The organism is Herbiconiux sp. FW305-C-125 (genome assembly GCF_058783455.1).
This window is the reverse complement of record NZ_JBYSYO010000013.1, coordinates 93,922-116,269: the sequence shown is the minus strand read 5'-3', so window position 1 is coordinate 116,269 and position 22,348 is coordinate 93,922. Positions and strand designations below refer to the sequence as shown.

Here is a 22,348-nt window from a genome sequence, read left to right as displayed (position 1 = left end):
TATTGACATATATCAACATCTCTTACAAGATGACTTGTGGCGAGATCGCCTTTCACACTTCAAGGAGGATGCTGTGTCTTCGAAATCGGTTCTCCGCGGCATTGCCGTGGCTTCCGCCCTGGCTCTCGCGCTGACCGGATGCGTCGGCGGCGGAGGCAGCGATGCCTCGCCCACCGAGTCGCTCTCGATCGGTGCGCTGGTCGACGTCGCCTCGTTCGATCCGGCCCAATCGGATGTCGGGCACTACATGCAGTACTTGCAGCCCGCGTATGACACCCTCATCCGGCTCGACGACCAGGGGCAGCTGCAGCCGATGCTCGCCACCTCCTGGGAGTACACGGACGCCGGAAACACCGTGCTCGAGTTGACGTTGCGGGAGGGGGTCGAGTTCTCCGACGGAACTCCGCTGACCGCCGACGCCGTGGTCGCCTCGCTGAAGCGCTTCCAAGCCTCGAACGGACCGCGCGCCAGCGCTCTGGCGGCGGTGACCGGCTTCGATGCGGTGGACGACACGACGGTGCGGCTCACCCTCTCGGCACCCGACCCGGCGCTGACCCACAACCTCGCCCTGGTCGCCGGCATGATCACCAACTCGGAGGTGGCGGATGCCGACCTCGCCACGGTGCCGGCAGGGACGGGCCCTTACGTTCTCGACACCGACAAGACCCGCCGCGGCGACGTCTACGCCTTCACGCGCAACCCCAATTACTACGACCCGGAGGCGTTCCCCTTCGACGAGGTCGATGTGCGGGTACTCTCGGATGGCACGGCGCGACTGAACGCCGTGAAGACGGGACAGGTCGACTCGGCTTTCGGCATCCCCTCTCAGCTGGCGGAAGCGGAGGCGTCGGGGCTCACGGCGATCTCGGCGCCGGGTGACTGGCAGGGTCTCTTCCTGGTCGACCGTGCCGGCACCACCGACCCGGCACTCGGCGACGTGCGGGTGCGTCAGGCCATCAACTACGCGATCGACGGTGACGCCCTGCTGGAGACGATCGCGTTCGGCCAAGGATCCCCCACGACACAGGTCTTCTACCCGGGCACGCCCGCCTATGACGAGAGCCTCGACGAGGCATACCCGTTCGACCCGGACAAGGCTCGAGCGCTGCTGGCGGAGGCGGGATACTCCAACGGACTCACCATCACGATGCCCTCGATCGATGCGTTCCTGCCCGAGGTGTACCCGATCGTCAAGCAGCAGCTCGCCGACGTCGGCATCACCGTCGAGTACGACCCGCTCACCCCATCGGCCGGGCTCGCCCCCTTCCTCTCAGGCACCTACCCCGCCTTCGTCTTCAGCTGGGGAGCGTCGGAGAACTGGCTCGACGCGACTCTTCTCCTCAGCGCCGACGGAACATTCAACCCGTTCCACGTCGACGACCCCACGATCACCGACCTCATGTCGAAGATCGCCGTCGCCGACGACCAGGAGCGCGATTCGTTGTACAAGCAGCTCTCGGCACGAGTGGTGGAGCAGGCCTGGTTCGACCCGTTCTACGTGGTCGACAACCTCGCCTTCGTGGGCAAGGACGTCACGGTCACCCCGCAGCCGCAGCAGGTCGTGCCGTCGCTCTACAACTACAAGCCGGCGCAGTAGCGCGAGGTCGCCATGGTCATCTTCGTACTCAAGCGGATCGCGTCAGCAGCGGTGCTGGTCGTCGTGCTCTCGTTCGTCAGCTTCGTGCTGACCTGGTTCAGCCCGGGGGATCCCGCGCGATCGATCCTCGGGGTGACGGCCTCGCCCGAGCAGGTCGCCGCGAAACGGGCCGAACTGGGCCTGGATCAGAACGTCTTCAGCGCGTACATCGGCTGGGTCGGGCGAGCGCTGTCCGGTGACCTCGGTGCATCCTGGTTCTCCAACCAGCCGGTGGCGGAGTCGATTGCTGCGCGGTTGCCGATCACGCTCTCGATCACGGTGGTCGCGATCGTGCTGGCCGGCGCGATCGGGATCGGGCTCGGTCTCTGGGCCGCGGCGCGGCGCGGCGCGGTCGACAGTGCCATCCAACCCTTCGCCGTCCTGGGTTTCGCTGTGCCGAACTTCATCGTGGCGATCGCGCTGGTGACGATCTTCGCCCTCAACCTCCGACTGCTGCCCGCCACCGGCTGGGTCGACTTCGGCGACGACCCGGTCGGCTGGGCGCGTTCGATCACCCTCCCGGTGATCGCCCTCTCCGTGGCCGCAACGGCCGCGGTCGCTCAGCAGACGCGCAACGCGGCGATCGACACCCTCCAGCAGGATTACGTGCGGACTCTGCGCGGCCGTGGACTCGGCACGGCGTCGATCTATCTCAAGCACGTGCTGCGGAACTCGGCGCCGGTGGCTCTCACGGTGCTCTCGCTGCAGTTCATCGGACTCCTGAGCGGCGCCGTGGTGATCGAGTACATGTTCGCGCTGCCCGGCATCGGCGCGCTGACCGTCGGCGCCGCCACGCAGCAGGACCAGCCCGTCATCCAAGGCGCCGTCATCACGGTGGTGATCGCGGTCGTCGTCGTCAATCTCCTGATGGACCTCGCGTACGCCTGGCTCAACCCGAAAGTTCGCTCATGACCGTTCCGCCCGACACCCTCGCCGTGGCGCTCACCACAGCGCCCCGCCCCTCGGCGGTGCGCCGGCTGCTGCGCAGCCCCGGCATGCTCGTTCCGGCGCTGGTGCTGCTGATAGTGGTGCTCGTCTGCGTGCTCGCGCCGCTGTTCGCACTGCCGGCCCCCGGATTCGCCGACGTCTCCGCCGTTCGGCAGCCACCCGGACCAGGCCACCTGCTCGGTACCGACTCGTCGGGCCGCGACGTGCTCAGCCGCTTGCTCTACGGTGGACAGGTGACGCTGCTGGCGGGGCTCACCGCGACCGCGGTGACGTTCGTGCTGGGTGTGCCGCTCGGGCTCGCAGCAGGCTACTACGCGGGCCGGTTCGATGCGGTGGCCGGTTGGCTGTCGAATCTCATCCAGGCCCTCCCCGCGATCGTCGCCCTGTTGGCGGTCTCGGTGATCATCGGTTCCAGCCCGATCGCCGTCATGGCCGTCTTCGGCGTGCTGATGGTGCCGGCGATGTTCCGCCCGGTGCGCGCGGCTGCGATCGACGTGCGCCGAGAGCTGTACATCGATGCGGCGAAGGTGTCGGGCATCAGCGATCTGTCGATCATGGGCAGGCACATCCTCGGCGTCGTCCTCCCGGTGGCCCTCATTCAGACCGGGTTCATCTTCGGGGTCGCGCTGATCGTGCAAGCGGGCCTCGAGTTCATCGGCATCGGCGAGCCCGGTGCGGCGAGCTGGGGCGGGATGCTGGGAGACGCGTTCAAGGACATCTACAACGCTCCCTTCCTGCTCGTACCCCCGGCGGTCGCGATCACGGTCACCGTGCTCTGCCTCATCCTGCTCGCCTCGGTCGCCCGCGATCTCCTGAGCGACGGCGCGGTGCCGACCCGGCGTCGCCGCCGCCCCAGCGTGCAGCCGGACGGCTCACCGGCCGCGCCGAGTTCGGGGGCGTTGCTCGCGGTTGACGGGCTCGAGATCGAGTACCGTCTGGACGGCGCCGACCGCCGGGTCGTCGACGGCGTCGGCTTCTCGGTGGACCGTGGCCGTGTGCTCGGTCTCGTCGGCGAATCGGGTTCGGGCAAGACGCAGACCGTCCTCGGGGTGCTAGGCCTTCTCGCGCCCGGCGGCGCGGTGGTGGGCGGGAGCGTCTCTTTCGGCGGCCGGGACCTGGTGCGGCTCCCGCCAGCAGAACTGGCGCGCCTCCGGGGCCGGGAGATCGGGTACATCCCGCAGGAACCCATGTCGAATCTCGACCCCAGCTTCACCATCGGTTCCCAGCTGATCGAGCCCATCCGCCGCCACCTGGGCCTGTCGCGGAGGGACGCCAAGGCCCGTGCCCGCGACCTGTTGGCACGGGTCGGCATCGCCGATCCCGACCGCACCCTCGCGAGCTACCCCCACCAGATCTCCGGCGGAATGGCACAGCGCGTGCTCATCGCCGGCGCCGTGTCATGCGATCCGGTCCTAATCATCGCCGACGAACCCACCACAGCACTCGACGTGACGGTGCAGGCGGAGGTGCTCGACCTGTTGCGCTCGCTGATTCGCGAACGCGACATCGCCGTGGTGATCGTCACCCACGACTTCGGGGTCGTGGCAGACATCTGCGACGACGTCGTGGTGATGCGCAGCGGCCGTGTGCTCGAATCGGCGCCCGCGCGACGGCTCTTCGCCGCACCCGCGGACAGCTACACCCGCACGCTGCTCGCGGCAGCACCCGCCCACCTGCCCCCACGGGAGCGGAGGTCGTTCGACGACGCGGCCAGGCTGCTCAGCGTGACGGGGCTCGAGGTGAGCTACCCCGGCCGACGAGGTTCGCCGTTCGTCGCCGTCCGGGGAGTGGACTTCGACATCCGACGCGGGGAGACCCTGGGGCTCGTCGGCGAGTCCGGCTCGGGCAAGTCGACCATCGGCCGCGCCATCCTCGGCCTAGCACCGGTCACGGGGGGTGGCATCTGGTGGGATGGCGAGAGCATCGCGCACGCCTCGCGCACCCGACGGCGGGCGCTCAGCTCGGACATCCAGGTGGTGTTCCAAGACCCCTACAGCTCGCTCAACCCCGCCATGGCGGTGGAGGACATCCTCGTCGAACCGCTGCTGATCGACCGGGGGGTCAGCCGCATCGAGGCGCTGGCACAGGTACGGAGCCTGCTCGGTGCCGTGCACCTGCCGCAGGACGCCGGTCGCCGCCGGGCACGGGAGTTCTCGGGCGGCCAGCGTCAGCGCATCGCGATCGCCCGGGCGCTGTCCCGGTCACCCCGACTGGTCATCTGCGACGAGGCGGTGAGCGCTCTCGATCTCTCGACTCAGGCCAGCGTGCTCGACCTGTTCGCCGAGCTCCAGGAACGCACCCAGGTTGCCTACCTCTTCATTTCGCACGACCTGGACGTGGTGCGGCACATCGCGGACCGCACGGCCGTCATCCAGCGCGGCGAACTGGTGGAGGTGGGCGACAGCGAAGACGTGGCCTCGAACCCCCGCGACCCCTACACCCGCCGGCTCGCCGCCGCCTCCCCCTACCCCGACCCGATCATCCAGGCCGAGCGCCGCGAACGGCGCAACGCCGACCTCGCCGGCACTCACTGACAGAAAGGCGCCTTCATGGCCGAGAACACAACCACCGCCACCGTCACCGTCGACGCCGCCGGTACCGGCTCAGCGATCTCACCGCTCATCTTCGGCGCGATGATCGAGCACTTCGGTCGCACCGTCGATCCGGGCATCTGGGATGCCGAGCGCGACATCCCTCGGTCCGACACCAAAGCCGCCATCGAGGCGATGGGCGTGCGTGCCCTGCGATATCCCGGTGGATGCTTCTCCGACACCTATCACTGGCGCGACGGCGTCGGCCCGAAGGCCGAACGCCCCCTCGTCTCGGAGACCTTCTGGACGACCGTGACCCAGCGGATCGGCGGTTTCGGCACCAGCTCGACCTTTGCCTCGACACCGGAGGACATCGGCCGGTTGATCGGTCCGCCCGAGCCGAACCTCCTCGGCACGGACGAGTTCCTGCAGTATTGCCTCGATGTCGACGCCGAGCCTTTCCTCGTCGTCAACATGGGCACCGGCACGCCCGAAGAGGCTGCTGAATGGGTGCGCTACTGCAACGTCGACCGCCACTCGCCGCGGCCCGTGACCTGGTGGTCGATCGGGAACGAGACCTGGGGCCCGCACGAGTTCGCGCACTCGGCTCCGGATCTCTACGGGCGCCGGGTGGTGGAGTTCGCGACGGCGATGCGTGCCGTCGATCCCGCGATCAAGCTCGTGGCCGTCGGGCTGCCGATGAACGAGGCCGGTGGCGTGCTGTTCGACGAGGAGCCCGGGGGCATGGCACCCTACCCCGCGAGGGAGTGGAACCGGGCCGTGCTCGAACAATGCGCCGAGGTGATCGACCTGCTCTCGGTGCACTGGTACTTCCCGGGCATGATCGAGCGACCACTGGCCTCCATCGACGACCTCCGTCAGCTCACCACCTCCCCGCAACTGCTCGCGGACGTGTTCGACACCACGATCCGCTTCATCGACGAGGTGGCCGGCTCGGACCGGCGGATCGACATCTCCTTCGACGAGTGGAACCGCATGGTGACCTTCGACGACCATCTCTCGACGAACCATCCGCTCGGCAACGCCGCCTTCTTCGCGGGCTGCTACAACGCACTCGTCGCCCACGCCGACCGGGTGCCGATCGCCATTCTCAGTCATCTGGTGAACTGCCTCGCGCCCATCCAGACCGATGACGACCGTCTGTTCGTGACCGTGTCGTTCCTGGTGGCGCAGCTGTACGAGAAGCATGCCTCCGGGCAGGCGCTGCCGATTGCGGTCGACAGCGCGCGCATGCGCGTTCCCGCGCTCGAGGGGGTCGAGAACAACGGCATGAACCCGCCGGTGCTGCGCACCGACCGCGAGGCCGACGTGATCACCGCCGCGGCCACCCGCGACGGCGACCACAGTGCCCTCTTCCTGGTGAACGCCGATCCCGAGGCCGAGCACGACGTGCGGGTGCGGGGTTGGGGCACAGGATCCGCACGGCTGCGGTGGATCAGCGGACCGGATGTCTGGGCGCAGAACGACCTCGATCACCCCGACGTGCTCCAGCTCCGGGAGAGCGCACTCGACATCGACGGCGACGAGTTCGTGGTGCGCGTGCCGCGCGCGGGCGTTCTGGCCGTGGTGCGATGAGACGCCGGAACACGCAGGAAGGACCAGCGCGATGACGATGGAACAACACGATCAGGAACGCTTGGACGCGATCCGGTCGGAGCTCTACACCCCGGTGGTCGGAGACATTCTGGATGAGCTCGGATACCGGCGGCAGTTCTTGCCGCCGGTGATCCACGCCATCCTTCCCGGAATGACCGTGGTAGGCCGCGCCATGCCGGTGCTCATCGCCGATGTCACCGGCCCTCAGCAGAAGCCGTTCGGCCGGCTCACCGAAGCGCTCGACCAGCTGGCGCCGGGCGAGGTGTACCTGGCGCAGAACGCCTCCATGCCGTGCTCGGCCTGGGGTGAGATCCTCACCGCGACGGCGCGCCAGCGCGGCGCCGTCGGCGCCGTGGTCGACGGCTACCACCGCGACACCCCGCGCGTGCTGCAGCAGGACTTCCCCGTATTCAGTCGCGGTGGCTACGCTCAGGATGCGGGCGTGCGCGCGTCGGTGCTCGACTACCGCTGCCGCATCCGGATCGGGGACGTGGAGATCGAGCCAGGTGACATCGTGTTCGGCGACATCGACGGCGTCGTCGTGATTCCTGCGGCAGTGGAGCAGGAGGTCGTCGAACGCGCTCTCGTGAAGGCGCGCACCGAGAACGTCGTGCGCGATGCGATCGAGGGCGGAATGAGTTCGACTGAGGCTTTCAGCACGTTCGGAGTGCTGTGACCGCGCCGACCTTCCCCGATCTCGAGGGCAGGACCGCGCTCGTCACGGGATCGACGCGCGGCATCGGCGCCGGGCTGGCGGATGCACTGCAGACGGCAGGTGTGCGCGTGCTGCGTCACGGTTCACCACAGCACGCGCCTCCCTACGGCGACGGCGTCGCCTCGATGCTCGTGGCCGACCTCGCCACGGCGGGGGGCGTGGCCGACCTGGTCACGGCGGTGCGGCAGCGCACCGATCAGCTGGACATCGTGGTCAACAACGCCGGCGTCGAGATTCCGGGCGATGCCGGTGCCGAGGCGCTTCTGCGCACCCTCGCCGTCAACCTGGTCGCCCCGGTTCTGCTGACCCGCGGCCTGGCGCCGCTGCTGAGCGCAAGCGGGCGCGGTTCGGTGATCAACATCACGAGCATCCACGACACCGTCGCCTACGCCGGCAACGTGGCATACGTGGCATCGAAGGCGGGCCTCGAGGCCGCGGGTCGCACTCTCGCCCTCGAACTGGCCGCAACGGGTATCCGGGTCAACTCCATCGCCCCGGGTGCGATCGAGACCGACATCAACCGGGAGGTCATCGACCAGATGGGCCGTGCCCGGTTCGAATCGTGGGTGCCGCTCGGGCGTGTCGGAGCCATCGACGATCTCGTCGGCGCTGTGCTCTACCTCGCCTCCGACGCGTCGCGATACGTCACCGGATCCCGCTTGCTGGTCGACGGTGGCTACAGTCAAGCGCTCTTGCGGTACCGTCTGGACGAGTAGCGGCGTCGTCAGGCGGCGGGGAATCCTGCTCGTGGGGCGAGGTCGCGTTCGCCGCCGCGAAGGGATTCTTCGAGGCCGATGCGAGCCTGCCCGAGGTGATCGGACATCGCTCGGGCGGCGGCGTCTTCGTCACCCTGTTCGATCGCCTCGAAGATGGCGCGGTGCGCGTCGACGATTGCGGTGAGCCCACCGCCCTGGCTCACCCAGCCGTTCCAGACCCTGCGCCGCAGCCGGGCCAGCAGGGGCTCGAGCGATTCGAGGGTGAGCTCGCACAGGTCGTTGTCGGCGCATCGCGCGACGGCGGCGTGGAACGCGACGTCGGCTTCGTGCAACTCGTCGGCCTCGCGCGACTTCGAGAGTACGTCGAGGGCGCTCTTCAGGGCGTCGACCGACTCGGCCGTGCGATTGCGAGCAGCCAGGCGGGCGTTCCCGACCTCCACGATCTCGCGGAACTGCTGCAGTTGCTGGTCGTCGATGGCCGCCCCCAGCACGCGCAGGCTGAAGAGCCGGCTGAGGTGGGACGAGTTCGGCGTGGCGATCGTGCTCTCGCGGCCCTGCTGTCGTTCGAGCAGACCGATGGCGGCAAGTCCGGCCACCGCCTCCCGCACCACGGGGATGCTCACGTCGAGCATCTCGGCCAGTTCACCGCTGCCGGGCAATCGGTCGCCCGCCTTGAGATTCCGCTCCGAGATCAGCTCGATGATGGCTTCCGTCGCTTGATCGGTGAGCGAGTTCCGCTTGATCGATTTAGGCATCGCCCGTCCTTGGTCAGCTCTGCGTGGGCACCCACCCCCTCAGGTTACCAACTCCTCAGATATCTTGTCGTCGGTTCTCGTTACGACGCCCAGTGCGCGCTGACGCCGCCGGTCGGCCGGCGCCCCTACTCCGCTCGGTGATCCGCTGACGCGAATCGGCGGATGAAGGCCAGGGCGGTGTCGGCGACCTCCCGCCATCCGGAGTCGATGATGAGCGAATGACCACGGCCGGGAATGATCGCGAGCTCGGTCGGGCCGACGTTCTTCTGCTGGAGGCGGTACTCGTTCTCCACGACCGCCTGTGGCACCGTGTTGTCCTCGGCGCCGGCGATCAGGAGCAGAGGTCCCCGGTCGTGATTGTCGGTGATCACCCTGGTCTCGGCGAACGGGTTGAGATTGGCCGTGGCCGCCTGGAAGATCGGCACACTCGACGCGGGCACATGGAACTCCTGGTAGAGGGCGCGCCCCTCCGCCTCGCTGATGGCGTTCGACCAGCCGTACGCGAACTGCTCCCAGGTGAGAGTGACACCGTGCCGGGTGTGGTTGAAGCGCAGCAACGCGGGCGCGGCCGCCTTCAGCGCGGCGGGCGGAAGGGCCGTCACGCCCTTGAACTGCGCAGGATCGATGGCTACCGTCACGGCATTCCTGGATTCGCCGGCGAGCTTCTGGGCGATGAGTCCGCCGAAGCTGTGGCCGATCACGACGGGCGCTTGGTCGAGGGCCGCGATCGCCTCCGCGTAGTGCTCGGTGACCTGCTTGACCATCTTGCCGGCGAACGCGTCCGGATCTGCCTTGGCTTCGGCGACGGTGTCGGGGTCGTCCGGCCAGCCGGGCGCGATCGTGGCGTAGCCCTGCTCCTCGAAGAGGTCGCGCCAGGCGCGCCAGCTGCTGGAGAGGAGCCAGAGACCGTGCACGAACATCACGGGTGTCTTGCGCGAGCTGTTCGCGGCGGCGACCTCATCGAGTTCGGCGGTGGTGAGAGGCATGTGCTCGTCCTCCCCGTCAGCTCTGCGCGGCGGTGCTGCTGGTCTGCGCGGTGAGGCTGCCGGCCAGGGCGCGCTCGATGACGTCGGCGACGTCCTGCGGGTTGGTCTGCATCACGAGGTGCGGCGCCGCGAGTTCGACGATCTCGGTGAAGTCGCCCCGCGTGTAGCCGAAGCGTTCGACATCGGGGTTGATGGTGTGATCGTTCGCCGACACGATCCCCCAGGCGGGCTTGGTCTTCCAAGCCGCCGCGGGAGCCTCTTCCGAGAAGACCGACGCGGCGAGCGGACGCTGGGAGACCGCGAGCACTTCCGTGATCTTCGTATCGAGGCCGGCCGCGAAGATGGCGGGGAACGCATCGATCTTCACCGAGACATCCGACCCGTCCTCCTGGCCGGCGATCGGGAACGGGGTGAAGACGAGGTTCGCGATGAGCTCCGAATCCGGGAAGCCGCCTTGGAGCTTCGCGATGGTCTCGCCGGCGTCGAGCGCGTACCCGGAGACGTAGACGAGGCCGACGACGTTGGCCGCCTCCCCGGCGATCGTGATGACCGCTCCGCCATACGAGTGGCCGGCGAGCAGCACCGGGCCGTCGATCTGCTCGACCAGCGCTCGGATGGAGGCGGCGTCGGCGATGAGGCTCCGGTTGTACGCAGGGGGTGCGAGGACGGTGTGTCCCCGGTCGAGGAGCAGGCGCGTGACCGGCGCCCAGCTGGCCGCGTCGGCGAATGCGCCGTGGACGAGAACGATGGTGGGGGTGGTGGACATGATGATCTTCTCTCGGTGATACCGCCGCGGCGGTGGTGGAGCCGGCGGACGACCTTCGTGCATCCGGGGCCGGTGGCCGACACCTGGAACGCTAGGAGGTGCCTGTTGACACCGAGTGATCGATTTGTTGACGTCTACTGTCGGGGCGTCAGGATGGCGGATTCGACCCGTTCGAGAAGCCACTGCTTCGCTCGATCGATTCCCCAGCCGAAGGTCTCCGACGCGAGCATGAGCTGGGGATTGCGGAAGTGGAAGTAGATCATTCTCGCCGCGTCGGTCACGGAGACACCGTCGGCGAGCTCCCCGACATCGGCGATGCCCTTCGTGATCGTCTCGAGGGCTTCGGTGTGCCGGCGGTCGGCGATGTCCAGGAACGTCTTCGCCGGTGTCGAGCTGGCCGCCGCGCGCTCGACGATTCGCATGATGTCGCCGGCCTCGGCAGCATGGGCGACGTACCCGTCGGCGAGAATACGCAGTTTCTCGCGACCGGTGCGGCCCGCTGCGGCGTCGCCGATGATGCGACCGACCGTGGGGCTCGTGGTCCAGATGTCCATCAACGTGTGCAGAAGACCTTCTTTACCGCCGCACTGCGCGTAGACCGTGGCCGGAGAGACCCGGGCTGCGCGGGCGATCTGGGCGACGGTGGTCTGCTCGTAGCCCTGCTCGGCGAAGAGCCGGCGGGCAGCGGCGACGACGTCGCGACGGGTCATCTCGGCGTACTCGTCGCGCCTGGTCTGAGCGGCGGCGGGTTCGATCGAGTCAGGCATCGTCGATCACCGCCCGCCCGTCTTATCGAAACTCCACTGGCTGGAGTCATGCTCCAGGCTTTAGAGTGTACCTTGACACCACGCCAGCGCGCACCCGGCCGAGGGTGATTGCGGACTGGACCGGTCCCACCAGGGAGACGTCGATGACCGTCGAGTTGATCACCGAAAGCATCGATGATGTGAATCGCGGCAGCGCGCCGACGACCCTGCGCCTGCAGGTTCTAGGCCCCCTCCGGCTCTGGCGGGGTGACACCGAACTGAGCGCCGGACCTCCTCAGCAGGCCGCTCTCCTCGGGATACTGCTCGCCCGCGAGGGCCGCCCCACCGGGACGGACGAACTCGTCGCCGTGCTGTGGGGGGAGCAGGCCCCGACGAGCGCGCTCAACGTGCTGCACAAGTACATCGGAGCGATTCGTCGCATCCTGGAACCCGATCTGCCTCCGCGTGCCCCCGGCAGGTACTTGACCAAGCTGGCGAGCGGGTATGTCTGTGCGTTCGGGCCGGGTGTTCTCGACCTCACCCGCTTCCGGCAACTCGCGGGTCGTGCTCGATCCGCACGTGCCGGCGGCCGGGCTCCGGCGGCGCTCGCCGGTCTGATCGACGCGGTGGCGCTGTGGAACGGTCCGGTCGGCGACGGGTGGGCGCAGGGTATCGATGCCGCCCCCATCTTCTCCGCGCTGAACGAGGAGTTCTTCGAGGCCTGCGTCGAGCTTGCGGCCACCGCCGATTCGCTCGACGAATCCGCTCGCGCGCTGCCCGCGTTGCGGAGGGCCGCCGCCATGGCTCCCCTGCACGAACCGGTCCAGGCCGCACTCGTGACGCTCCTCGGGCGGGTCGGGCGGAGAGCCGAGGCTGTCGAGGTGTTCGGCACCGTGCGCCGGCGGCTCGCCGACGAACTGGGTATCGACCCGGGCGCCGACCTGCGGACAGCGTTCCAGGGAGTGCTCGGTCCCACGTCGAACCGACGCGGCGGGGAGCCGGCCGTGGCATCACCCGCGGTCGCGCCGGTGCGGCCGGATCCGGCGGACCCGGCGGATTCGGGCAGCGGGGACAGGGGCGCAGAGCCCCGCCTCGTCGGCCGCACTCAGGAACTGCTCACCCTGCGGAGCGCCCTGCGACCGGCCTGGACCGGCGGCCGGGCGGTGATCGTGGTCGAAGGCGACGCCGGAGTGGGTAAGAGCCGAATCATCGAATCGCTGGCGCAGGACGCGTCGGCGCAGGGTGCCCTGGTCGTCTGGGGCCACTGCCTTCAGGGCGACGGTGCGCCGGCGATGTGGCCGTGGGTGCAGCTCGCCCAGGGATTGCTGGATGCGCTCCCCGAAGCCAGAGGCGCGCATTGGCTCTCCCAGGGGCTCGGTCCGCTTCTCGGGGCACAGCTGGGCGACACCGGTGCCGGCCCCGACAGAAACGCGAGACGACGACTCATCGAGCAGATGGTCGGCGTGATCGGCGAATGCGGCGCCGACCGTCCCGTGGTGCTCGTGCTCGACGACATCCAATGGGCGGAAGCCAGCTCGCTCCAGGTACTCGACTCGGTCGTGGAACGGCTTCCGGGCGGCGTCGCCGTCATCGCTGTTCTGCGAGCCCGGTGCGCGGCCCCGAGCCACGAGCTGATCCGCACCCTGGCGACGATGAGTCGAACCTCCGGACACCGGCGGGTGTCGATCGGCGCATTCACGCCGGCCGAGGTCGGTGAGCTCCTGCACAACGAGACCGGGATCCGGCCGGCGGACCACATCGTCGATGCGATCCATCAGCGCACCGCGGGCAACCCGTTCTTCGTTCAGGAGCTGGCGCGACTGCTGGGCGCTGCAGGCGTGGGCAGCATCGAGGCGGCGACCGGCAGCGGCGTTCCGCTCACGGTCCGCGATGTCGTGCGCGATCGTCTCGCCGCGGTGAGTGCCGACACGATCGCGCTGCTCGAGGTTGCAGCGCTGATCGGACGTTCGGTCGAACTTCTCCTCCTGGCCCAGGCGACCTCCCTCGACGTCGCGACCTGCCTCGAGCGGCTCGAACCGGCGCGCGAGCTCGGTCTCATCGAACCGGTGGCCGACGATCCGTTCTGCTACCGCTACACCCACGACCTCGTGCGCCAGGCGGTGTCGGAGGGAATCGCGGCCTGCCGCCGCTCAGCCGTTCACGGGGGCATCGCCGACGCGATCGAAGCCGGGGCGTTGCGCGACGAATCCGCCGTCGAGCGGCTGGCCCACCATCTCTGGGCCGCCGGGCCCGTCACCGACCCGGAGCGCACTGTCTCCGCGCTCCTCGCCGCCGGCACCAAGACCCTGACCAAGACCTCGCTCCAGGCCGCCGAGCGCCACCTCACGGCCGCGGTGGAGATGGCGCGCAAGTCGTCACTGCCCCGGCTCGAGCTCGCCGGTCTGTCGCAACTGATCGCGGTCGTCGGCATGCGCTCGATGTACGGCGTCGCGTCCGTCAGCCTGCTCGAGCGGGCGGAGCACGTGGCGCGGAGCCTCGGGGATGAACGGCTGGCGACCGGATTCCTCTACTCGCGGTGGGCGGCGTACGGGCAAGACCTCCAGCTCGAACAGAGCGCCGTGCTCGCCGAGCGGCTCGAGCGGCTCGCTTCGACCTCGAACGACCCTGTCGCCGTCACGTTCGGCGTGGCCGCCGCCGGTATTCATCGTTGGTGCGTCGGCGAGATCGGGGAGTCGTTCCGACGCCTGGACACCATCAGCCATGCCCTCGTCCCGAAGACCGATCCGGGTGCCGGGGCGCCGGTCACGGACGGTGTGCAGCTCATGGCCGCCGGTATGTTCGCCGAGATCGCCGGGTATCACGGAGACCTGGAGCGCGCCGACCACCTGTTCGCGAGCATCCGGGCCGCCGCCGGGCACGACCCGTACACGCTCACCGTTGCCACCGCTTTCGAAGCGAGAACCGCGGCGGTCGCGGGTGATGCGCTCGGCGCCCTTCGGGCAGCCGAACAGGGCATAGCGGCGGATCCGGAGTTCTCGTTCGTCTCTCTCGGCACCTACCTCAGGCTCGCGCGCTGGTGGGGGCGGGCGATGACCGGACTCGATCCGGCCGACGCCGCGCGCAACGCCGATCAGCTCATCCGCAGCAACCTCAGCAAACCGGCACGGACGTGCATCTCGACCTGGCTCGCCCTGCTCGCCGAGATGCATCTGGCTGCGGGCTCACCGTCCGCGGCTGCCGCCGCACTCGACCGTGCGGATGATGCGCTGAACGCCTATGGGCAGAGGTCTGCTGAGGCACTCGTCGTTCTGGTCCGGGCCGAGCTCGCGAAAGCGGTGGGCGATCGCCGCTCGGCCGGCGAGGCGGCTCGCCGGGCGTACGCGCTGGCTCGGCGCCGGGAGGCGAACCTCTTCGCCGATCGCGCCGAGCGGCTCCTCACCGAGCTGTAGACCTCGCGGGGTCTCGCAGGCCCACCGGACGGCGATCGCACCCGCCGACGTGAACTATATTGATGATGTCAATATTTTCGACGAGGGTGGCGCATGAGGAACGAGACGGTGGCGGTTCTGGGACTGGGGACGATGGGGCGCGCGTTCGCGACGAACCTCGCGGCCGCCGGGTTCGCCGTGTCCGGGTACAACCGCACCCGTCGCGCCGATCTCGAGGGGCTCGACCTGCCCGTGAGCACCGAGGCGGCGACCGCCGTCGCCGGCGCGAACGTGGTCATCTCGATGCTGACGGATGCCGCGGCAACCTCGTCCGTGCTCCTCGCCGCCGACACGCTCGCGGCGCTGGCGCGGGGTGCGATCGTCGTCAACACCGCCACCATCGGGGTCGCCGAGGTGGGCGAGCTCGCCCGCGCACTTGCCAAGGCCCGACCGGATCTCGTGTTCGTCGATGCACCGGTCTCCGGGAGCAAGGGACCGGCCGAACAGGCGGCGGTCACCATCCTGGCGTCGAGCAACGCCGACGACGCGACGCTCCGGGCCCGTCTGGCGCCCGTCTTCGGCGCGATCGGCCGGCGCACCGTCTGGCTCGGCGCCACGGGCGCCGGCAGCGCGATGAAGATCGTCGTCAACACCTGGCTCGTGCACGTCATGCAGGGTGTCGCCGAGACCGCGCTGCTCGGCGCGAAGCTCGGCATCGACCCGGAGGCGATCGCCGACACCCTGCGCGGCGGACCCCTCGACACCCCCTACGCCGCCGCGAAGCTCCGCAAGATCGGGGCGGGCGACTACTCGGCCGAGATGGCCCTGAGCCTGGGCGCCAAAGACGCGCGCCTGGCCACGGCGGCGGGGGCGGGACTCGACCTGCCCGCCTCCGAGCTCATCGCGGCGTTGTGGAGCGAAGCCGGCGCATCCGGAACCCCGCTCGCGGGGCGGGATGTCTCGGTTATTTACGAGGCCCTGCGCACCAACCCGAAGCGATGAAGCGGATGCGGGCGCTCAGCCCCGCGCCCGCCCGTCGTCGTCGAGATGGTCGCGCCACGACCTGGTCGGCACCCAGCCGAACAGCTCGCGCGCCTTGCGCGAGCTGATGCCCGACGCGTCGACACGATCGAGCTCGCCGACCGGCACCTCGGGGTGCAGCCGGGCCATCGCGGCGGCGAGGTCGCGGCCGCCGATGTTGTCGGCCGCTGCCGCATAGACCACCTCGTGCCCTGGCGTCTCGGCCGACACGGCGAGCACGATCAGGTCGGCGAGGTCGGCCACGTCGATGTACGCCCAGAACACCGCCGTCGGCAGGTCGGGGTCGTCGAAGAAGGGGCGCAGGTTCGCCTCGTAGCTCGAGGGCGTGAGCACCCAGGTCGGCCGGATCGAGACCGCCGTGGCATCCGACCGCCCGACGAGCCCGTCGCAGAGCACTTCGGAGACACGCTTCGAGAGGCCGTAGGCGTCGTGCGCGAGATCCGGATGCGTCTCGTCGATCGGGCAGGCGAGCCCTGTGAACGGGCGGGTCGCCCAGGTCATGCCCGACACCGAGTCGCTCGAGAGGTTGACGAAGCGGCGCACCCCCGAGTGCGCGGTCGCCTCGACGACGTTGAAGGCCGCGGTGACGTTGGTGAGGAAGACGGTGTTCGGGGTGTTCTTCGACGGCTCGGGGATGCCGGCCGCGTGCACGACCGCATCCATGCCGCGCACGACGGCGAAGGCATCCGCCCCGTTCGTGAGGTCGGCCTGCACATAGGGCACGGCGTTCGACTCGTCGGCGTCGTAGACCGGGCGCACGACGTCGGTCGCACGCACCTCGTGACCCGCCGCCACGAGCGCGGCGACGGCGGCACGGCCGACCTTGCCGCGCGCTCCGGTGACGAGGACTTTCAGGCCTGCCATGCGCGATGCGCCTCCTCGATCACGGACTCGTCGACCTCGATGCCGAGGCCGGGCCCCGATGGTACCGCGATGCGGCCGTCGACGATGGCGTCGATGCCGAAGCCGGCTTCGGCCGCGACGCGGTTCATCACGGGCGACAGGTGGAACGGGTACTCGATCACGTCGACCCCGGCGACGGATGCCGCGACATGCAGGTTCGCCGCGAACGAGATCGGGCCGCCGTGCAGGTGCATCACCACCCGCGCCCCCTTGAGCCGCGCGGTGCGGGCGAGCAGGTGCGCCTCGCCGATGCCGCCGCAGATCGAGGCGTCGGGCTGGATGACCGAGATGCCGGTGAGCTCCATCGCGTCGAGTGCGTACTCGGTGCCGAAGAAGTGCTCGCCATAGGCGACGGGCACGGGAGAGGAGCGCACCACCTGGGCGATCGCGCCCAGTCGGTAGCTCTGCACCGGCTCCTCGAACCAGCCCACCCGCAACTCGCCGAGCCGCGCTGCGATCTCGATCGACTCGGCCACGGTGAAGAACTCGCTGCCGTCGACCGTGATCTCGATCGTCTCGTCGATGCGGTCGAGCTCGCGGCGAAGATCGCGGAGTACCCGCAGGGAGTTCCGCCAGTCGGTGCCGATCCGCATCTTCACGATCGAGACGCCGCGGGCGAGCAGTGGCGAGAGCAGCGAGAGGTGCTCCGACGCCTCGCGCGAATCGAGGAAGTGGCTGTTGCCGGCGTACACGCGCACCGAGTCCTTGACCCGGCCGAGCATGCCCGAGACGGAGAGCCCGCGCGATCGCCCCTCCAGGTCCCGGAGCGCGATGTCGATCGCGCTCCGGGACTGGGCGGCACTGAACTGGTCGCCGAGGGTGCGCCGGGTGGCCCAGTGCACCTCGTCGAGTGCGCTCACCGCCTCACCGAGCTCCTTGCCGACGACGGCCGGCGCGTAGATGTCGTCGACGATGGCCTGCAGGATCGACGGATGCGAGATGCCGAAGCAGTCGCAGCTCTCGCCCCAGCCCACCAGGCCGTCGTCGGTCTCGATCTTCACCACGAAGTACGACATCGACGAGTAGTCGGTCGTCATCCGGAGCGGGAGCGAGGTGAGGGAGGTGATGCGCACGGGGGTCACTTGCCTTCTGCGTAGCTGATCGAGGGGTCGAGGAACTCGTTGGTGTAGATGTCGTCGGCGGTGAGTCCGTCGGCGACCTCCACGTCGGTGCCGGCGTAGATGCCCTCGAGCAACTCGGTCATCCGGGTCATCCGGTCGGCGTCGAAGGAGCCGAAGACTCCGTCGGTGCCGTCGGTCACGAGGGCGTCATTCTGCATCACGTCGTGCACGTAGGCCGCGGCCTCGGGCGAGATCTGGAAGAACTGGTCGATCTGCACCAGGTAGTCGGAGATGGCCTTGTTGAGCGCATCCGGCGATTCCATGTAGTCGATCTGGGCGCGCTGCATGGCCGGCACGAGCTGCGCCAGGCAGTCGGACTGGGCCTCGACCACGTCGGGCTTGCCCGACCAGGCTGCGGGGTAGATGTCGTAGCCCGAGTCGGCGATCAGCAGCGAGTCGACGTCTCGGCCGTAGTCGGTGAACTCGTGCTTCAGGCGATAGGGCTCCTGCGTGATGTAGCCCTGCAGCACAACCGGCTCCCCGGCGACCAGGCGCGTGACGGAGCCGTCGAACGAGCCGTCGACCTGGTCGGCGCGCACATCGCCCTGGGCGATGAGGTAGTCCATGTAGGTGGCGCCCTGGAAGTAGAGGACCGTGGCGTCGCTCTTGCCGACGGCGGCGAGGTCGGCGAAGTCGTACTTCGTCGGGTCCCAGAGCAGGATCTGCGGGTTCTTCTGCAGGGGGGTGAAGACCGCCTTGGTCGGCTGATCCTTCGAGAGTTTGACCGACTCATCCGTGTCGATCATCGCGAGCATGATCGAGTCGTCGGAGTAGAGCAGCGCGGTCGACTGCTGGAAGCCGATGAACGGCCCGCCCGCGCGAACCTCGATGGTGATGTTCGGATCGGCGATGGCCGGGCCGGAGTAGATGCCGGCATCCGCGTCGATCGTGGCCTTCGCGGGGTCGATGAGGGCGTAGGCGGCCGAGTGCTCGGGCTCGGGGAACCAGTTCGTCTGGAGCACGACGGTGGACGGGCAGGCGCTCAGCGCGCCGTCGCCGCCGGCCGCCTCGGCGTCCTGCGCCGCGGGGGCTGAGCTGCTGCAGGCCGAGAGCAGCAGCAGACCGGATGCGGCTGCGGCGGCCAGGGCCGTGACGCGGGTTCGAGTGCGCTGGGGCATGGGTGTCTCCTTGGAGGGTGTCGGGATTGCAGGGGGTGGTGCAGGGAAAAGGGTTCGGCTAGCGGCCGTCGGGCCGGTACCAGGAGCCCACGAAGAGGCGGCCGAGCAGCCCGAAGACCCAGAACGCGACGAGCCCGAGCAACGAGGCCAGGATGATCGCGCCGTAGAGCATCTCGCCGTTCAGCTGGTTGCGGTAGGTGTCGATCACGAGGCCGATGCCCGAGTCGCCCTTGCGGAAGAAGAAGTCGGCGACGATCGACCCCACCACCGCCATGCCGGCCGAGATGCGGAGGCCCGTGAACAGCGCGGGCAGCGCCGCCGGGAACTGAAGCTTGGTGAGCACCGTCCAGCGGCTCGCCCGCTTCAGCGTGAACAGTTCGCGCATCTGCGGGCTCGTGGACTGCAACCCGAACAGGGTGTTGGTGATGATCGGGAACAGGCTGATCAGCACCACGACGAGGATGCGCGACTCGAACCCGTAGCCGATCGCGAACGCGATGAGCGGCACGATCGCGAGGATCGGGATGCTCTGCAGCGCCACCGCGTAGGGGAAGAGCGTGATCTCGACCCACTTCGCCTGGCTCATCAGCACCGCGGTGACCACGCCGATCGCGGTCGCGATGGCGAGTCCGACCATCGCGATCACGGTGGAGGTCCAGAGCGGTCCCAGCAACGCGAAGAGGTTCTTCGGGGTGAGGAAGGCGTCGATCAGCACCTCGTGCGGCATCGGCAGGATGAACTGCCGGCTCGGCGAGAGCAGGAAGGCGCTCGTGACGTACCAGAGCGCGATGAAGACGAGCGCGAAGGCGATCGGCAGGATGACGGTGAGCGAGCGGCGGCCGGTGCGGGGCCGGCGCGGCACGGGTGTTCCGACTCCGGCGGTCATGCCATCGCCCCTTTCAGGCAGTGCGAGATCTCGGCGGCCAGCTCGGCGAACTCGCTCGAGTAGCGCACCTCCTCGCCGCGTTCGTCGCCGAACGGCACGGCGAACTCGCCGATCACGCGACCAGGGCGGGCGCCCATCACGATCACCCGCGTCGCCATGTAGACGGCCTCGGGGATGGAGTGCGTGACGAACACACCGGTGAAGCGCTCGCGCACGAAGAGATTCCGCACGTCGTCGTTGAGGCGCTCGCGGGTGAATTCGTCGAGCGCGCCGAACGGCTCGTCGAAGAGGAAGAGCTCGGGCCGGTTCACCAGGGCTCGGGCGAGGGAGACGCGCATCCGCATGCCGCCGGAGAGCTGGTGGGGCCGGTGGCCCTGGAACTCGGTGAGCCCGACCACCCCGAGCGCGTGGTCGACTCGGGTGCGCGTCTCCTCGGCGGTCAGGTGGTCGAGTTCGGCGAACAAAGCGACGTTCTTGCGCACGGTGCGCCAGGGCAGCAGGGTGGCGTCTTGGAAGACGTAGCCGATCTGGCGGGTGTCGACCGTGGTGCGGCCGCCGGTGGAGGCTTCGAGGCCGGAGGCGAGGCGGAGGAGGGTCGACTTGCCGCAGCCCGAAGGCCCGAGCAGCGCGATGAACTCGCCGCGGTCGATCGTGATGTCGACATCGCTCAGGGCGACGGTCCCGTTCGGGAACGTCATCGAGACGTCATCGAATGTGACGATGGGCTGGGGCACAGATCCTCCGAAAAATATTGATGTGCTCAATATCCTGAGGGTGTTGTGTTACCCAGACGTTACGCGGGCGTGAAGAAATATTGCCCGCATCAACATTACGCGAGCGTGTCCCGATGCAGATCGGGCGCGTCGCCGGCCTGGGTCACGAGCAGTCGCGCCGGCCACAGCCCCTTCACGCGCCAGCGGTGCTTCACGCCTCCCGCGAAGTAGAGCGTGTCGGCGGGACCGAGCACGTGCATCCCGTCGGCGGCGAGGTCGACCTCGATCGACCCCGCGATCACGTAGATGAACTCCGGATGCGGATGCTCGTAGTACTCCTCGAAGTCCGGCAGCCGCGTCACGAACTCCATCGGGTACATGGCGCGGGCGCCCGCGACCAGGGCCTTCGCCTGGCCGGTGTCCTGGCTCACCATGGCCCCCTCGTCGGCGCGCACGAGACTCACCCGCTCGGACTCGATCTCGGCGTGCTGCGCCTGATCCGCCGATCCGCCCGGCGAGGACAGCAGCACCGGGGTGGCGGTCTCGAGGGCCTGCGCAATGCGGTGCAGCGACGCCATGCTCGGGCGTGCGCGACCGCGCTCGATCTGGCTGAGGAAGGGCTGCGACAGCCCCGTCAGGCTCGCGAGCTTCACGAGCGTCAGCCCGTGCTCCTTGCGCCGGGCGCTGATCTTGCGCCCCAGCTCGGCCATCATGCCGGCGTCGGCGGCCTCCGGGTCGATTTCGGGCATAGCCCCACGATAGCCAAGGAGGCCACTACACTCCGGCGTGCTCGTCGCCGAAGAACGTGCGCAGCCAGCGCTCCTGCACGACCCAGTGGTGCTCGCCGCCGCCCTCGTGCTCGTTGAAGGGGTACTCCACCATCTCCATCGGCCCGCCCCAGGCGTTCGCCGCGGCGAAGACCGTCGAGGGCGGGCAGACCGGGTCCATCAGGGCCGACGCGAACAGCGCCGGGTTCGTCGCGCGGCGCGCGAAGTTCACGGCGTCGAAGTAGGAGAGGGTGCGGAACGCCTGGGTCTCGTGGCCGCGGTGCACCGCGAGGTAGCGCACGATCTCGGCGTAAGGGTCGGTCATCGCCATGCCCACGGCTCGCTCGAAGTGGCAGAGGAAGGGCACGCTGGGGAGGGTGGCAAGGATGCCGGGCACCAGTCCCGAGACCGCGATCGCGAGACCGCCGCCCTGGCTGCTGCCGACCAGGGCGACGTCGGCGGGGTCGACCAGGTCGAGGCTCCGCAGGGCGTCGACCGCCCGCACGGCGTCGGTGTAGAGCCGGCGGAAGTAGTAGAGGTCGGGGTCGAGGATGCCGCGGGTCATGAACCCGGGCACCGCGGCCGGCATCTCGCCCCGGTCCGGGGTCTCGCCGCCGCTGCCCCAAGCGCTGCCCTGGCCGCGCACGTCCATGAAGAAGTGTGCGTACCCCGCCGCCGCCCAGCGCAGGCGCTCGTGCGGAAGCCCTCGGCCGCCACCGTAGCCGTTGTACTCGATGATCAGCCCCCGCGCCGTTCCAGGTGGCAGGTTCAGCCAGCCTTTGATCGGCTCACCGCCGAACCCGGGGAACGAGACGTCGTAGGTGTCGACGAGCGACATGCCGGCGTCGACCCTGGTGGACACCACGGCGGCGTCCACCGCGCGCGACTCGGCGAGGGTCGTCGCCCAGAAGTCGTCGAAGTCGGCGGGCTCGGCGACGTCGGGCCGGTACTGCCGGAGCTCGGCGAGGGGCAGATCGAGAAAGGGCATCGTTCT

19 protein-coding genes are annotated in these 22,348 nt (G+C 69.1%); 8 read left to right on the top strand and 11 right to left on the bottom strand.

The genetic code is table 11. The features are described 5' to 3' along the window. The first annotated feature begins 73 nt into the window (after positions 1-73). Genes AC3WLB_RS22145 through AC3WLB_RS22120 form a run of 6 tightly spaced genes read left to right on the top strand, consistent with a single transcriptional unit; the run spans position 74 to position 8,163 of the window. Positions 74-1,597, top strand: coding sequence for an ABC transporter substrate-binding protein (locus tag AC3WLB_RS22145; RefSeq protein WP_492509769.1), 1,524 nt, complete (start codon positions 74-76; stop codon positions 1,595-1,597). A 12-nt stretch (positions 1,598-1,609) separates the two neighbouring features. Then, complete coding sequence (locus AC3WLB_RS22140; protein ID WP_492509767.1) at positions 1,610-2,548, top strand: ABC transporter permease; 939 nt, start codon at positions 1,610-1,612, stop codon at positions 2,546-2,548. After that, positions 2,545-5,118: a dipeptide ABC transporter ATP-binding protein gene (locus AC3WLB_RS22135; RefSeq protein ID WP_492509765.1), complete on the top strand. Its 2,574-nt coding sequence runs from the start codon at positions 2,545-2,547 to the stop codon at positions 5,116-5,118. The genes AC3WLB_RS22140 and AC3WLB_RS22135 overlap by 4 nt, the downstream gene beginning before the upstream one ends. Before the next feature lie 15 nt (positions 5,119-5,133). Then, on the top strand, positions 5,134-6,711 hold the full coding sequence (locus AC3WLB_RS22130) for an alpha-L-arabinofuranosidase C-terminal domain-containing protein (RefSeq protein WP_492509763.1): 1,578 nt from the start codon (positions 5,134-5,136) through the stop codon (positions 6,709-6,711). Between the two features lie 31 nt (positions 6,712-6,742). Continuing rightward, on the top strand, positions 6,743-7,408 hold the full coding sequence (locus AC3WLB_RS22125) for an RraA family protein (RefSeq protein ID WP_492509761.1): 666 nt from the start codon (positions 6,743-6,745) through the stop codon (positions 7,406-7,408). Continuing rightward, complete coding sequence (locus AC3WLB_RS22120; RefSeq protein WP_492509759.1) at positions 7,405-8,163, top strand: SDR family NAD(P)-dependent oxidoreductase; 759 nt, start codon at positions 7,405-7,407, stop codon at positions 8,161-8,163. The genes AC3WLB_RS22125 and AC3WLB_RS22120 overlap by 4 nt, the downstream gene beginning before the upstream one ends. 8 nt (positions 8,164-8,171) lie before the next feature. Here the strand turns inward: AC3WLB_RS22120 and AC3WLB_RS22115 are convergent, their stop codons facing one another. From AC3WLB_RS22115 to AC3WLB_RS22100, 4 genes are all read right to left on the bottom strand, one after another. Continuing rightward, positions 8,172-8,918, bottom strand: a complete 747-nt coding sequence (locus AC3WLB_RS22115) for a FadR/GntR family transcriptional regulator (protein WP_022896205.1) — start codon at positions 8,916-8,918, stop codon at positions 8,172-8,174. Positions 8,919-9,043: 125 nt separating this feature from the next. Further along, positions 9,044-9,904: an alpha/beta hydrolase gene (locus tag AC3WLB_RS22110; protein ID WP_492509757.1), complete on the bottom strand. Its 861-nt coding sequence runs from the start codon at positions 9,902-9,904 to the stop codon at positions 9,044-9,046. A 16-nt stretch (positions 9,905-9,920) separates the two neighbouring features. Then, positions 9,921-10,670, bottom strand: coding sequence for an alpha/beta fold hydrolase (locus tag AC3WLB_RS22105; protein WP_492509755.1), 750 nt, complete (start codon positions 10,668-10,670; stop codon positions 9,921-9,923). A gap of 134 nt (positions 10,671-10,804) precedes the next feature. Then, a complete protein-coding gene (locus AC3WLB_RS22100; RefSeq protein ID WP_492509753.1) occupies positions 10,805-11,437 on the bottom strand; it encodes a TetR/AcrR family transcriptional regulator in 633 nt (210 codons plus the stop codon). 143 nt (positions 11,438-11,580) lie between these two features. On the opposite strand from AC3WLB_RS22100, the gene AC3WLB_RS22095 reads away from it, so the two are divergent. Both AC3WLB_RS22095 and AC3WLB_RS22090 read left to right on the top strand, forming a co-directional pair. Further along, the gene (locus AC3WLB_RS22095) at positions 11,581-14,826 is read left to right on the top strand and encodes a BTAD domain-containing putative transcriptional regulator (protein WP_492509751.1); all 3,246 of its coding nucleotides are present in this window, start codon (positions 11,581-11,583) and stop codon (positions 14,824-14,826) included. A 93-nt stretch (positions 14,827-14,919) separates the two neighbouring features. Further along, positions 14,920-15,807, top strand: a complete 888-nt coding sequence (locus AC3WLB_RS22090) for an NAD(P)-dependent oxidoreductase (RefSeq protein WP_492509749.1) — start codon at positions 14,920-14,922, stop codon at positions 15,805-15,807. Between the two features lie 15 nt (positions 15,808-15,822). Here AC3WLB_RS22090 and AC3WLB_RS22085 read toward each other — a convergent pair whose 3' ends face one another. The 7 genes from AC3WLB_RS22085 to AC3WLB_RS22055 all read right to left on the bottom strand — a co-directional run bounded on the left by AC3WLB_RS22085 (position 15,823) and on the right by AC3WLB_RS22055 (position 22,342). Next, on the bottom strand, positions 15,823-16,710 hold the full coding sequence (locus AC3WLB_RS22085; RefSeq protein ID WP_492509747.1) for an NAD-dependent epimerase/dehydratase family protein: 888 nt from the start codon (positions 16,708-16,710) through the stop codon (positions 15,823-15,825). Next, entirely contained in the window at positions 16,698-17,831 is a 1,134-nt protein-coding gene (locus AC3WLB_RS22080) for a mandelate racemase/muconate lactonizing enzyme family protein (RefSeq protein WP_492509745.1), read from the bottom strand. Before AC3WLB_RS22080 ends, AC3WLB_RS22085 begins: the two co-directional genes overlap by 13 nt. Beyond that, a complete protein-coding gene (locus tag AC3WLB_RS22075; RefSeq protein ID WP_492509743.1) occupies positions 17,828-18,988 on the bottom strand; it encodes a substrate-binding domain-containing protein in 1,161 nt (386 codons plus the stop codon). The genes AC3WLB_RS22080 and AC3WLB_RS22075 overlap by 4 nt, the downstream gene beginning before the upstream one ends. Positions 18,989-19,046: 58 nt before the next feature. Continuing rightward, entirely contained in the window at positions 19,047-19,874 is an 828-nt protein-coding gene (locus tag AC3WLB_RS22070; protein ID WP_022898538.1) for an ABC transporter permease, read from the bottom strand. Continuing rightward, the gene (locus tag AC3WLB_RS22065) at positions 19,871-20,608 is read right to left on the bottom strand and encodes an ATP-binding cassette domain-containing protein (protein ID WP_022898537.1); all 738 of its coding nucleotides are present in this window, start codon (positions 20,606-20,608) and stop codon (positions 19,871-19,873) included. Before AC3WLB_RS22065 ends, AC3WLB_RS22070 begins: the two co-directional genes overlap by 4 nt. Before the next feature lie 95 nt (positions 20,609-20,703). After that, entirely contained in the window at positions 20,704-21,336 is a 633-nt protein-coding gene (locus AC3WLB_RS22060; RefSeq protein WP_492509741.1) for a helix-turn-helix domain-containing protein, read from the bottom strand. A 25-nt stretch (positions 21,337-21,361) separates the two neighbouring features. After that, entirely contained in the window at positions 21,362-22,342 is a 981-nt protein-coding gene (locus AC3WLB_RS22055; RefSeq protein ID WP_022898535.1) for an acetylxylan esterase, read from the bottom strand. Positions 22,343-22,348: the final 6 nt, after the last annotated feature.